11 protein-coding genes and 2 pseudogenes are annotated in these 12,175 nt (G+C 71.0%); 3 read left to right on the forward strand and 10 right to left on the reverse strand.

The annotated features are described in order from the left end of the window. Positions 1-1,458 precede the first annotated feature (1,458 nt). A pseudogene (locus ACVW19_RS02350) lies at positions 1,459-1,968 on the reverse strand (DUF4158 domain-containing protein); the annotation flags it as partial. 325 nt (positions 1,969-2,293) lie between these two features. On the opposite strand from ACVW19_RS02350, the gene ACVW19_RS02355 reads away from it, so the two are divergent. Together ACVW19_RS02355 and ACVW19_RS02360 are read left to right on the forward strand one after the other, a co-directional pair. Continuing rightward, entirely contained in the window at positions 2,294-2,641 is a 348-nt protein-coding gene (locus ACVW19_RS02355) for an anti-sigma factor family protein (RefSeq protein ID WP_457456105.1), read from the forward strand. A gap of 271 nt (positions 2,642-2,912) precedes the next feature. Next, entirely contained in the window at positions 2,913-3,161 is a 249-nt protein-coding gene (locus tag ACVW19_RS02360) for a hypothetical protein (protein WP_457456107.1), read from the forward strand. Between the two features lie 628 nt (positions 3,162-3,789). On the opposite strand, the gene ACVW19_RS02365 is transcribed toward ACVW19_RS02360, so the two are convergent. The 7 genes from ACVW19_RS02365 to ACVW19_RS02395 all read right to left on the reverse strand — a co-directional run bounded on the left by ACVW19_RS02365 (position 3,790) and on the right by ACVW19_RS02395 (position 10,870). Continuing rightward, the gene (locus ACVW19_RS02365) at positions 3,790-4,539 is read right to left on the reverse strand and encodes a class I SAM-dependent methyltransferase (protein ID WP_457456109.1); all 750 of its coding nucleotides are present in this window, start codon (positions 4,537-4,539) and stop codon (positions 3,790-3,792) included. Positions 4,540-4,593: 54 nt separating this feature from the next. Beyond that, positions 4,594-6,183 carry an ISL3 family transposase gene (locus ACVW19_RS02370; RefSeq protein WP_457456933.1) on the reverse strand — a complete coding sequence of 530 codons (1,590 nt, stop codon included), beginning with the start codon at positions 6,181-6,183 and terminating at the stop codon, positions 4,594-4,596. A gap of 206 nt (positions 6,184-6,389) precedes the next feature. Then, complete coding sequence (locus ACVW19_RS02375) at positions 6,390-6,623, reverse strand: hypothetical protein (RefSeq protein ID WP_457456111.1); 234 nt, start codon at positions 6,621-6,623, stop codon at positions 6,390-6,392. Next, positions 6,611-7,024: a transposase gene (locus ACVW19_RS02380; RefSeq protein ID WP_457456113.1), complete on the reverse strand. Its 414-nt coding sequence runs from the start codon at positions 7,022-7,024 to the stop codon at positions 6,611-6,613. Before ACVW19_RS02380 ends, ACVW19_RS02375 begins: the two co-directional genes overlap by 13 nt. 394 nt (positions 7,025-7,418) lie before the next feature. Next, the gene (locus tag ACVW19_RS02385; protein ID WP_457456115.1) at positions 7,419-7,901 is read right to left on the reverse strand and encodes a hypothetical protein; all 483 of its coding nucleotides are present in this window, start codon (positions 7,899-7,901) and stop codon (positions 7,419-7,421) included. Between the two features lie 1,115 nt (positions 7,902-9,016). Then, positions 9,017-9,679, reverse strand: a complete 663-nt coding sequence (locus ACVW19_RS02390) for a hypothetical protein (RefSeq protein WP_457456117.1) — start codon at positions 9,677-9,679, stop codon at positions 9,017-9,019. Between the two features lie 807 nt (positions 9,680-10,486). Continuing rightward, complete coding sequence (locus tag ACVW19_RS02395) at positions 10,487-10,870, reverse strand: hypothetical protein (protein ID WP_457456119.1); 384 nt, start codon at positions 10,868-10,870, stop codon at positions 10,487-10,489. Positions 10,871-10,928: 58 nt separating this feature from the next. Between ACVW19_RS02395 and ACVW19_RS02400 the strand changes: the two are divergent. Next, positions 10,929-11,027 (forward strand): annotated as a pseudogene (locus tag ACVW19_RS02400) (IS6 family transposase); the annotation flags it as partial. A 23-nt stretch (positions 11,028-11,050) separates the two neighbouring features. On the opposite strand, the gene ACVW19_RS02405 reads toward ACVW19_RS02400, so the two are convergent. Together ACVW19_RS02405 and ACVW19_RS02410 are read right to left on the reverse strand one after the other, a co-directional pair. Next, positions 11,051-11,473 carry a hypothetical protein gene (locus ACVW19_RS02405; protein ID WP_457456121.1) on the reverse strand — a complete coding sequence of 141 codons (423 nt, stop codon included), beginning with the start codon at positions 11,471-11,473 and terminating at the stop codon, positions 11,051-11,053. A gap of 521 nt (positions 11,474-11,994) precedes the next feature. Next, a complete protein-coding gene (locus ACVW19_RS02410; RefSeq protein WP_457456123.1) occupies positions 11,995-12,168 on the reverse strand; it encodes a hypothetical protein in 174 nt (57 codons plus the stop codon). Positions 12,169-12,175 lie beyond the last annotated feature (7 nt).

Consider the following 12,175-nt stretch of genomic DNA (forward strand, 5'->3'; position numbering starts at 1 on the left):
CATCAGGGAACGCTCCGGCATCCTCGCCTTGATCTCCTGCTCCAGCCGCTTCGCCGAGGGCCGCTGGCCGTCCGCCCTGAACGCCTTCAGCGAGGGGATGCCCGTTTCCAGATCGATGACCAGGCCGTCGTTCTCCGGGTACCCGGCGTCCGCTGCCGCGGCGGCGCCTCGCAGCTTGTCCTCCAGCTGTCGGCGGAAGAACGTCGCGTCGGACTCGGCGCTCTCGCCCGCCTCGGCGAGACCGACCTCCACCAGGTAGGACCCCAGCGTCTCCTGGACGACCTCCCAGGCCAGCAGCTGCTCGGACCAGTCGGCGTACTCCTCCGAGCCGACCACCGCGACGCCGCCGGTGCGCAGTTCCTCGGCGAGCGCGGTGAAGGCCATCGCCTCGAAGTGCTTGCGCACGAACTGCCCAGTCCGGGTCTTGTCGACCACGGCCTTGCGCCAGTTCTGGGTGGCGAAGGAGATGTCGACCTCCTTGCCCTCCGCGTTGAAGGCGGTGATGTACTCGCCGCGGGCCGCCTGGTGCCGCTGGGCGTACGCGAGGGCGTCCAGTACCCGGCTGTCCTCGCTGGTCGCGGTGAACTTCAGCTTGTCGTTGTCGGCCAGGTCGAACATCACCGCCCGGTCCCGGCCGATCTGCCCGTACAGCAGCACTTCCCAGAAGTTGCCGTGATGGGCAGAGACCTTCTCGATCTGCTCGTACTGCTTCGCGAAGCCACCGAGGCCGTCCACCGCGCGGGTGACCGCGCCGAACCCGTCGGCCTGCACCACCTGGGCCTTCACCAGGGCGAGGACCGCCGGGGAGACCCTGCCCTCCAGCCGCCGCGTGACCTCGTCCACCGACGCCTCCTCGTCCAGACCCTCCAGGGCCTGGCGGGCCTCGGCGGTCATGGCCGCAGCCTTCGCGAGCGCCTCCTGGGCCGGGCCGCCCTCGTCGATGTGCTTGAGCACCGTGCGGTAGTTCCCGATCAGGGCCTCGACGATCTCCCGCTCCGCGAGCCGGATCTCTTCCAGCTCCGCCTTGGCCTTCTTGATCTTCGTCGCCACGCGCTTGCAGAACATCGTCGCCAGGTCGTCCCGCACCCGCATCCTCGCCTCGTGTGTCAGGGCAGCGACCAGCGCGATGCGCTTGACGGGAACGAAGTCCCGCAGCTCCGAGGCGTCCGCCGCGTCGGCCTCCCCGGCGAAGTCGGTGACCTTTCCCGCAATGACTCCGTCCATCCACACGTCGGTGTCGCCGAGCTCGTCCAGCCATTCCAGACGCTTGGTCAGGTTCTTGAAGTGCGACCAGGTCGGGCCCTTGGCGGGCTTCTTCAGCCGGTTGAACAGCGTCGTCCCGTCGCTGTCACGGTCCTCCAGCAGCCGCATGAGCCCCGCCCGCTGAGCAGCGCTCATGCGGTCGTGGATACCCGTACAGATCGAGGCGTTCACCTCGGTGCGGATCTTCGAGGCCATCTTGTCGAAGGTCGAGAACCCGGGCAGCTCCAGCCCGGCCCCCACCACTTTCTCCAGCGCGATGTTGATGAGGTCCACCGGGCGGTTCTTCGCCGCGGCCTCCTTGCGGATCGACTGCCCGACGATCTGCCGGGCCTTGGCCTGGTCGTACGTCACGCCGACCCGCTTGCGGACCAGGCCCCGGTGGTGCTTGGCGGTCCGCTCCGCCCGGTACACCGGCAGCGTGCCCTCTGGCAGCTCCACCGCTCGCCGGACGAAGTCCACCACCCTTTCCGGGACGTCCTCCAGCGCGGGGAAACACCCCATACGCCGGTACGACTTCAGCATCAGCAGCAGCGCCAGCAGATGCTCATCGCAGTCCGTGGCATCGGCCGCCCACTCCAGTTCATCGCGGCTCGGGGAGAAGAACAGATGCAGCTCGTACGCGGTGATCAGCCGCTTGAACCGCGGATACGCGGTCCGTTCAATCGATGTCACAACCCACCCCGGGCCCCAGACGACGCTCAACATCACCACCAACGACACTGAGCCGAATGGGTGACGGGCGCTCAAGGCTTCAAGATCACCCCGTTGCCCCTTTGACGCATATCTCGGTCACACCCCTCGGGGGCCGGGTGAGTGCCGGCGGGCCCGCGGAGCGCGCTGTGGCCCTGTGGTAGGCCGGCCTGCCGGATACCGCGGCCGTGGTACCCGGGAATTGCTGCCCGGGGACGACGCGCACGGGGCCGTTCCTGGGCGAGGGTGAGGTCAGGAAACGGAGCCGGGTACCGGTGCGCCAGCCGCACACCGGCCCCGTTGACGGTGCGATTCGCGCCCCGGCACGAAGGGATTCGCCATGTTCACTCCCGCCCAGGATTGCCGCACCATCGGCGACCTGCTCGAAGGACACGCCCTCAACGTCCTGGACCCCGGCGAGGCGAGCGCGGTCCGCACCCACCTGGCGACCTGCCCCGGCTGCCGGGAGGAGCACCACTGTCTCGCGGCCGTGGCCGCACACCTGTCCTCTCTTCGCCAGGCCCTGGCACACGGTTCGGGCGGGCAGCAGCCGTCGTACCTGCCCGGGGCGGCCGGGTGCCGCCCCGGCGCGCGGCACCGACGCCGCCGGCCCGGCGCGGCCCGGGGGGCCCGGGCCGCCTCGCTCACGCTGTCCCAGTGGGTGAACCGGCTTGCCTGTGTCAGGTGAGCGACCGGGCGGCGTGCTGATCCGCCCGGGCGGCACACGGGAAGTGTGCCGCCCGGGCACGCCGGTGCAAGATGCCCGCCGCGGTGCGCGGCGGGCATCTTGCACCGGGCACCGCCGCCTCTTTGGGGCGGCCGCGGCGGGCCGTGGCCGCCCTGTCTCACGGGTGGCCGAGGAGGCGCTGCGAGCGGGCCGGTGCCCCGGCCGGAGCAGCCGGCCGCGCTGCCGGCGATCGTGGACGAGGCCGTGGGCAGCCCAGCCCGTCGCCGACCGCGTGGTGACGCAGACCGGCGGGGAACAGATCTCCGTCTCCCACAAGCTCAGCGCGCGCCTGAGCCGACTGTCCGTCGACGACGACTTCGACGATCTCAGAAAGCGGGCATTCCGGCTCCTCTCCGACCACCAGTGGATCCTGTACCGGGCGGTGAACTTCGCCCGCGCCACCGCCCCGGACCCTCGCGTAGAAGCGGCCCGACCGCGGATGCGCGGTCCGGCAGGAAACCCATCAGTTCCGGCTCAGTAAGCGGGCGGTCAGGATCACCCGGTGGCGGAGGAGTGGGATGCCGGCACGTCCTCCCATGATGCGTTTGGGGAGTTTCAGGTCGGTGATGCGTCCTTCGTTGACCCCCGCGCTGCAGGGGGTGGTGATCCCCTTGGGCAACCGTGTGCTGGTCTTCGCGCAGAGCCGTGGCGACGCCAGCGAGCGGAGCTCGCCCGCTGGCAGCGGGCGTGTCGAGCCAGTCCGGCAAGGGTGCGGCATCACGGGCATCGAGCATGGCGGCAGACTGCCGTACCGGTTCTCGTGGGTGCGGTGAAGCTCCGGGCAGTGCCCCGGCAGCCGTCGCAGACGTTCGGTGGTCTGCGGGCCGTGCCGGTCGGGAGGGGTGATGATCCAGCGGGCGGCCTCACGGGGCGAGGGCGGCCTCTCGCGCGGCTCGTCCGGGGGAAGGCCACGCCGTAGAGGTGCGACGACCGTCTTCACGCGCCGGTAGTGGCCCCGGTAGCCCTTGGCAAGGAGTTCCTGATGAAGGATGGTGGCATTTCGTTCGCGCTCGTCCCAGCGCTGGCTTTATCGAGCAGTAGTGGGTTCTGGCACAGATCTTGGGGAGCGGTCACGGAAGGTGTTCCCGGACCTTCTCAGAGGTAGGCGGTCAGGTGGCTCGGAGTCGGAAGTGCAGCAGGTTGGTGACATCGGCAGGGGCTGGCTTGCCGTCCGGATCGGTGACCGCGGTCAAGGCCAGGCCGACGGTCGTGGCCAGCTTCTCGAACTGCTCCCGGGTGTACCAGTGCATGACCCACGGGCGCTCTTCGATGGTGCTGTCGGAGCCGTGGTGCCGTTCGTAGCGTAGAAGCGTCGTCTGTGTCCGGGCGGTCTCGTCGCGTTGCTCGGCGACGACGGATACCCGGAGCTCGGCGCCATCGGGTGCGGCGGCCGTGCGCACCCGGCCGATCTGTTCGGCCGGGGTCCGTGCGGGGGTGAACAGGGGCACCAGGGCGGTGCCGCCCTCGGCCAGGTGCGCACGTATGCCACGCAGGGCGGCGAGCGCGGTGGCGTCGTCGGGGAGCAGGGTGAAGGTCGGCCCGGCGAGGAAGATCGCCCGGTAGCGGCGGGGCAGGTTCAAAGCCTCCATGCGCTGGTGGAACACGGTGGCACGGATGCCTTGGTCGTCCGCCCGGCGCCGGAGCCGCTCCAGCATGTCGGCGGAGGAGTCGACGCCGTCGACGTCCAGGCCGCGTCGGCGCAGTTCGAGCAGGGGATCACCGTCTCCGCACCCCAGCTCCAGCGCGGGCATGCCGGCTTGCTGAATGAAGGCTGCGTAGGGTTCGGGGTCCTGGGAGAAGGACTTCAGCGGTCCGTAGAGCTCCGCAACGATGCCGGTGTAGAAGTCAGCTGGAGCCACGCTCGTCACCCTACGCAGCCCCTTCCGTACGTTCACTCGAATATCGAGGGTGGGTCACTGCAGCAGGATCATCTTGCGGAGCAGGTCGAATCCGGCTCGTCCGTAGAGTTGCCTCTTGATCTTTTTGATGCGGTTCACGGCGCCTTCGGTGCCGCCGGAGCTCCAGTGCAGGGTGAGTCCGGCCGTCACGGCGTCGAGGTCGCGGAGCAGGTGGAGGGCGAAGCCGGTGAGGCCCGGCAGCTGACTGCCGTCAACGGCGTCGATCCAGGCGGGGAGCGTGGGACCGCGGCGGTGGGCCATCATCTCGCCGAAGTCGCGGACGTGCCCGGCGGCGGCGTCCAGCTCGGGGCAGCGGGCCAGGACGTCCTTCAGAGCGGCGTGCTCTTCCTCGCTCAGGGCTGTGGGGTGGCGGGTGAGCCAGCCGGTCACCTGCCGCACCTTCGGCGGAGGGTGCGGTGCCTGCGGCGGTGCGGCGCGCAGGGTGGCGATGTAGGCGCGGACCATCTGATAGGTGACGGGGGCGTTCTCGGCGAGGAGCTCGCGGTGCAGCAGGGTGACGTTCGAGCAGCCCTCAGTGAATCGCCGCTCCAGGTAGGGCTTGTAGGGGTCCAGCCTGCTGGGCCGGGGGCGGTTTTCACGCAGGGTGTCCTGCCAGTGCGCGGCGCGCGCGTAGCGCAGCACGGTGTTGAGGCCCCATCCCAGGTGGCGGGCGATCGCCCGGCGCGAGTGGCCCTGCGCGAGCAACTCATGGACCAGGGCGTGCGCGGCCTTCTTGCGCTGAGCCCGCCTGCCGACCGGCTCCCGGACCGCACACTCCGAGCCGCCCGGCGGAGTGTCGGCGCTCGTCGCCTTGAGCGGTGCCGATGCTCGGAAGCACTCCCTGTGAGCGGCGACGCAGGTCTCCACGGCCCGGCCGAGGCCCTGCCACAGATGGAACCGGTCGGCGACCTGGAGCGCGCCGGGGGCACCGAGCCGGGCACCCTGGGCGTAGGCGCCCGCCCGGTCCCGGCAGATGATCTCCACGCCGGGGTGGGCGGTCAGCCACGCGGCCAGCGGTCCCGCTTCTCGGGTCGGGAGCACATCGACTACACGATGGGTTTCTTGGCAGGTCAAGACGGTGGAGTAGGTCTGCCCCCGGCGGATCGCGAAGTCGTCCACACCCAACACGCGCGGCGTGCTGAACTGCGGATCCGGCAGTGCCATGACCCTGCGCAGCAAGGTCATCCGTCCTGCACTGATGCCCAGTTGGCCCGCCAGCCGGGCGCCGGCCCGCCCGGCGAGGGCGAGCCCGACACGTCCCAGAACGTGGTTGAGCCGCGTGGTGAAGCGCGCGTACGGGGTGGTCAGCCGGGCGAACGGCTCGGCGAAGGTACGGCGCGGGCAGTCGCCTGCACCGCAGATGAAGCGCCGGACCGTCAGCCGGATCACGACGCTCTGCCCGCCGAGCGGAAGATCCTTCAGCCTGCGCTGGTAGGAGTCGTGCACCCGGTCCGAGAACCGGCCGCAGTCCGGACATGCCGCGTCGGCTGCCCGGCCTCTGGCCGTCACGTCGACCGTGCCGAAGGCAGCGGTCACCGCCTCGACGTCCACGTCGTCGATCCCGCCGAATACGAGAGAGTCCCAGAATGATGCGTCGGCCTGCATGACCAGTACCGTCACCGGCCACAGCGGACTACGGCGGAGACTGTCACGTACCTGAGGAAGCGTCACTTCGCTTGTAGGGTGGCAGGGTATGCGCGGTCTCACCCGAACCCGAACCCTCGCAATCGAACGCTGCCGTTGCGTTCTGCGACCGCTCCCCAAGATCTGTGCCAGAACCCATTTCTCATCCACATTCCAGAGCCGGTTGATCACCAACTGCCTCCGGAAACCGTCGACAAACGCTGTTCTTGGAGATCAACGAAGCCACAGCGCCTGCGCAGGTGGTCGAGGTACGGGTCGAGGGTGGAGGGGCGGCGCGGTGGCCGGCGGACCACCTCCTGCCAGGTGCGGGCCCGGGCGTACGTGCGTACCGTCCGGCGGTCGAGTCCGAGTGCGCGGGCTGCCGAGCTGTGGGAGCGGCCGGCGTCGGTCAGCGCGTGCACGGCCTCGAAAACCCTCGGGCATGCCGCACGGCCGGAGTGTCCGCTGCCGCGGGTTTCCTTGCCGGTTCCTCCGGGAGCCTGGGCCCGGCCGGTCCAGGGGCGGGAAGAGCCGCCGGCGGGCAGCCGCGGTGGGCGGCAGCGACTTCCTGGACCCGCCGGGACAGGTCCTGCCGCAGACGGAAGCGGTCGCTGACCTGGAGGGCACCGGGGGCGCCGGCGGCGATGCCCTGCCGATAGGTGCGCGAGCCGTCGCAACAGGCGATCTCCACTCCCGGATGTCCCCGCGGCCAGCGGCTGAGCTGTTCGGCGCCTCTGCCTTCCCAGAGCGTCAGCGGGGGCCTGGTGCCGGCGTCGGCCAGGAGCGTGCCGTACGTCTCGCCGTACAGTGTGAAGTCGTCCACCCCCAGCACCCGGGGGGGGTGAGCAGCGGCGGCAGCGGTACCCGCATCCGTTGGGCGAGCACGGTGCACCGCGACAGCCCGCTGTCGAGGAGGCGCAGCATCCTCGCTCCGCCCCGGCCTGCCGGCACCACGCCGACCGCCTCGACGAGGTGCTGCAGCAGCAAAGTGCGACGCGGATAGCGCACGGTCGGCCCCGGCACCTGCTCGGCGAAAGTCACCTTCGGGCAGTCCGAGTTCTCGCGGTACGGACGGCGTACGATCAAGTCGATCTGGACCGGCCGACCTCCGGGCGCGACATCGGCGAGGTGCCGAACGTAACGGCTGTGCGTCCACCCGCTCGGCATGCCGCACCCCGTGCACCCTGCTGGAACACCCGATCTCGTATGGGCGTGGACTACGACGACAGGACCGGAAACATCCGCCGAGACCACCAGCACGTCAGCCAACTGCGGTAAGAGCGAGGCAAGTTCACCAGAGGACACTCATAGGCTGCCCACTGTGCGGGCGGGGCGACCGCCGCAGCAGGATGGTCTCCGGCCACGAAAATCTTGCCAGCGCCACATGCGCGAGTACGCCGGCAAAGGTCGGCCCGCAGCAGCCGGGCCAGGGCCGCGGCGTCGGCCCTGTCGTTCTTCAGCCGTGCGGAGGCGATCGCCTTGCACCGCAGCGGAGGCACCGGGTGCGGCTCGAAGCCGTGATCCTCCGGCAGCTGAACCAGCCGGCCCCAGCCGCAGGCGGCCTCGAACGCGGCCGGTGCCCCGATCGGCGGATCCCCGACCACCGACAGCACCGTCGTGACCCCGCTGGGCACATTCCGGTTGACCCGCACCGCGCCATCGTGATCCACCACGGCGATCTGCGACCGCTTGCGCTGCACGTCGATACCGACGCAGACAGACAGCGAGGGCCTCCTTCCCGGGCCCGTTCCATACCCGGACGGCAGGCACCGCCGGGCTGAGCAGGCAAGGGGGCCCGGACCTCACAGGGTCAGCTCAGCCGCCACCCCGCACACCAACCACCCCTCCCTCCGAGCGCCAGCGGCAGGACCGGTAGATCACGGAGCGACTCTTGCGCCTGGAGGCAGGCCCGGCCCAGCGGCAGGTCACCGCCCGCACAGACCGCCGCCCCGGGCCGGGTGGCGCCGGTTTGCGTACGGCTGATCCGGGTCGGGGCACGCTCACCTGCCACCTCCCGGAAGGGCGGCTCCGGCGTGTTCCGCCGAAGTCGTTGTCTCCGCCGTTGGCGCGACAGCTCAGGTGACGCCAGCTCCAGCACTCGCTCGCGGGCCGGGCGGGTGCCCCCGCTCAGTCCCGCATACAAGGAGGAGGCGACCATGCCGGTCGGGTCCTCGCCGGTTTCCCGTCGCCGCCGGCACCGACGATCCGCCCGGTCGCGCTGCCGGGCGGGATACGTACGGCCGGGGCCGTCGCGGTGCGGGCACCGCGACGGGCCAGGACGTCCTGCCGGGCCTTTGCCGCCCACCCACCGAGCGCCGTGAACGTCTTCGCTCCGGTGACGACAGCGGAGCACGCGATCAGCAGTACCGCCCCGGACGGATGACGCTTCCCGCACCGGCGCCGCGGATCGGCTGCGTCAGCACCGCTCGGCCGGCGGACCGGCCGAGCGGTGCTGATGAGCGGGCGACCTGGCCGGACAGACGGCGGAAGACTGACGGCACATCGAAGCTCCGGTGCGCGAAGGGCACTTGGGAAGGCCACCCCCAACGGAACTCCGGTGCGTACGGTCGCGTACCCATCCGGCATCGTCACACCGCCGTGACCTGCACACCTGCATGATCACTCCGGCTTTGAAAACGCCCTGGGTGCGCCGGCGTGGCGGGGCCGGGCCGGCAGGGCTCCGTTGTCCGGATTCATGGCGGGATGCCCGGGCGGGCATGTGAAAGCGGGGCGTTCGGGGTGGGGTGCCACAGGGGGCCCCCGGCCCGATTCCAGCGGGCCGGGGTCTTCACGTTGCGCCGGGGTGGCGGTTCGGTCAGCGTCCGCCCTGACCGCCGAATCCGTTGTTACCGCCATGCCCACCCTGTCCGCCCTGTCCGCCCTGTCCGCCCTGTCCGCCGTGTCCGCCGTGTCCGCCGCGTCCGTCGTATCCGCCGTGTCCGCCGTGTCCGCCGAAGTGGCGGTCGATGACCCGGAAGCTGGCCACCACGCCGTCCTCGACGAAGACGCCGCCCTCGACGTGGTGGGGGAACACGCCGCCCTCGGCGTGGTAGGGGAACACACCGTCGCTGGAGCTGTGCGGTCCGACGATGGCGATGGGGGCACCGTTGTCGCAGGTGACTCCGCGGAAGACCTCGACGCTCCTCCGGCTGTCGTTGCGGATGTTCAGGCTTCGGGAGCCCAGGCCGCTCACGACGGTGATGCAGTCGCCCGGGTTGTCCGAGTAGGAACGCTCGTTGATGTGAATCCGCCCTTCATCACCCCGGCCTTCACCGCCCCGGCCCTCATCACCCCGCCCTTCGCCGCCCCGGCCGGAGTCCCCGTCCAGGGGGGCCGAGGCGGGGGCGGCCGCCTGCCGGACCGCGGGGACGGCCCGGGCCGGCTCGTAGGCGGACGCCGAGGCGTAGGTGATACCGGTGACGGCCAGGCCCGCGGCGGCCGCGACGGCCACGGTAACGACGGTGGGACGGGTAATCATCACGCGCTTCTCCTGTCTCGGGGGGTCGGCTGGCCGGCCGACTCGTGATGAACGTACTGACCGGTTCTCATATCTGTCATATCGGGAGATGAAGTGACGTGGTCGGATTGACTCCGATCAGGTCACAGCGGGCGCCTGCATGCTGTGTCACGGTTTTCTGATGGACACTCAGATGAGGTTTCCTGTAGTGGACTTGAAGCCCCGATACGCTGTCCGGGGGACTTTGCCGGCGCCCGCTCACCCCCAGCCGCAGCGTGTCGTTCGTTGACACATCAGGCCAAACCGGCACTCCCGCTGTACTGCCGGGCGGCGGGTGGGACGCTCGAGCGCGCGGGCGGGCCCGTGACGTGCCGCCGTCCGCAGGGTGACGTTCCTGCAGAACATCTCGATGAAGGCGAAGACCTGACGCTGGCCCAGACCCTCACCACTGTGCACCTGCGGCCGGCCGGCAAACCCACGTGAGCGTCCCGGACGCGTGTCCGCCGCCCGCAACCGGCTCTGTTCATGGTGACGAGGACGGCTCGCCAGACGGACCGGAACCTGGTTCACCGGGACAAAAGCCGGGTGCCACCGGCTTCGCCCCCCAAACAAGGCGGCCCGCCCGCAGCCGGACGGGCCCGCCCAGCGCCACGACGGCCATGACCACGACGCCCCGGATGACCAACGAGCAGACACCCAGGGGCTCCAGCCAGTTGCCGCAGCCGCCCCCGCCGGCGGGAACCGGCATGGCACCGATGACGACGCAGCCGATGACGGCCGGCCACACGGCCAGCCCTCCCACGACCCCGCCCGGCCGCGGTCCACGAGTCAGCAGAAGAACACCCGCAACGGCACCGGCCACAGCGGCGATGAAACCGCCGACCAGGAAGGGCACACCCGCATCGACGACCCCGCAGGCACCGATCCCGGCACCGGCCAGAAAAAGAACTCCGGCCAGGACACACCCCGCCACGCCCCGCACGGCCCCGCCGGGACTCTCCCCCGCCAGCGGGGGCACCCCCAGGCAAGGTTCTCCTCGGCAAGGGCGTGCAGGGGCACACTGTCGGGTGCGGTCATCGTGCTGATCTCCTTCGAGCTTCGACATTCGGCACGTGGATCTCCGTAGTGATCGGAGACCCAGGTGTCAACGATGATCGTCAGTTTTAGAGTCGCGTTGGCTGACCGGCCGGGGATGATCTTCTGGTTGGTCACGCTGGGTGGGTCATCCGTGGGCAGCGCGCCGTCGTCGTACCAAGGGCACCGGTACCCGATGAAGATCATCTCCCACTACGTGTGGCGGTGCTTCCGCTTCCCGCTCAGCTTCCTCGAGGTCGAGGAGCTGATGCCCGAGCGCGGTGTCGTCGTCTCCTGGACGAGTCTTTCCGAACGCGTTCAGGGGTCGTAGGCGGTCAGTGAGCGGCTGACCGCCTGCCCGGTCCGGAAGCCGCGCCAGAGCACGGCGGCCGGCGCCAGGACGCGCCGCGCGCCGCGCGCGGCCACGCCCGCACAGCCGCGACCGCCGCAATGTTCCAGGTCGAGCCGGCCCTTGAGGCTGTCGTTCACCGACTCGATCGGCCGGCGGACCTCCAGGGGCACCGGCCCTCCGGGGCGGGCGGCCCCGCGTTGCAGCGACGGCCGCGGGAGCGTGCGGCCCTGCTCGCCCAGCGACCGCGCAAAGACCCTGGACGCACACCCCCTGCCGGTGACCGGCAGCAGGCCGGGCCGCTCCCGCACGAACTGGGCGGCCCCCCGCATCGCCGCCAGGACCGCACGCCCCTCGGGCCCCGGGCCGGCCGGGGCCCGAGGGACCGGCACGCCCGACGAGGGTGCACGCCGGAAACGGCCGCGGCCCCCGGCAGAACCGTGAAGGTGGCGAGCAGCCGCCGCCGGGCCGCCGCCTCGGACCGCTTCACCGTGGGCCGTGACATCCCGCAGGGCACCGGCGCGAAGTCGCCGAGCCACACGGTGTCGTGCCGGAAGCCGGTGTCCCCGGCGAGGCCCCGCAGCAGGCGTTCGCCCCGCGGCAGCGCGGCCCGTGGGCGCCTGCGGCAGCCGGCGTGCTGCGGGGCGTGCGAGCATGCCGCGGTGGCGGGCGCGTGCCTGCCGCAGCCGGCGGGCCCCGCTGCGAAAGCCGGGCAGGGCCCGCATGACGGCCGGGCACGGCGACTCGGAGGGATTCTCGCGGTGGCCCGCCCGGCAGCCGGGCGATCCCGGCCCGGTCGTCGCCGGCCTTCACACACGGCGCGGTCACGGGGGTGGTCGAGCTCGCCGTCACAAACGGATCTTGAGCACCCTCACTCCGTGCCCGCAGGCACCCAAAAAGACTCGCCCAGGGGTCACTGCACGCTGCCGTGGTCGTCGCGCGGTGGCGTGCGCCGCCAGCCCTTCTCGAACACCGCCGCGACCGCGGCGATCCGTACCTCGTCGCGCCGGTAGTACCGGCGTCCGGCGACGTGGCTGGTGCGCAGCAGGCCGATGGCCGTGAGCAGCCGGAGGTGGGTGAGGGCCACGGGGTGG

This window comes from Streptomyces sp. TE5632, from assembly GCF_054061295.1.

Coding starts and splice junctions, on each gene's coding strand:
- ACVW19_RS02355 (WP_457456105.1), top strand. CDS start 2,294: ATGTTCACTCCCGCCCAGGATTGCCGCACCATCGGCGACCTGCTCGAA.
- ACVW19_RS02370 (WP_457456933.1), bottom strand. CDS start 6,183: ATGCAGGCCGACGCATCATTCTGGGACTCTCTCGTATTCGGCGGGATC.
- ACVW19_RS02390 (WP_457456117.1), bottom strand. CDS start 9,679: ATGATTACCCGTCCCACCGTCGTTACCGTGGCCGTCGCGGCCGCCGCG.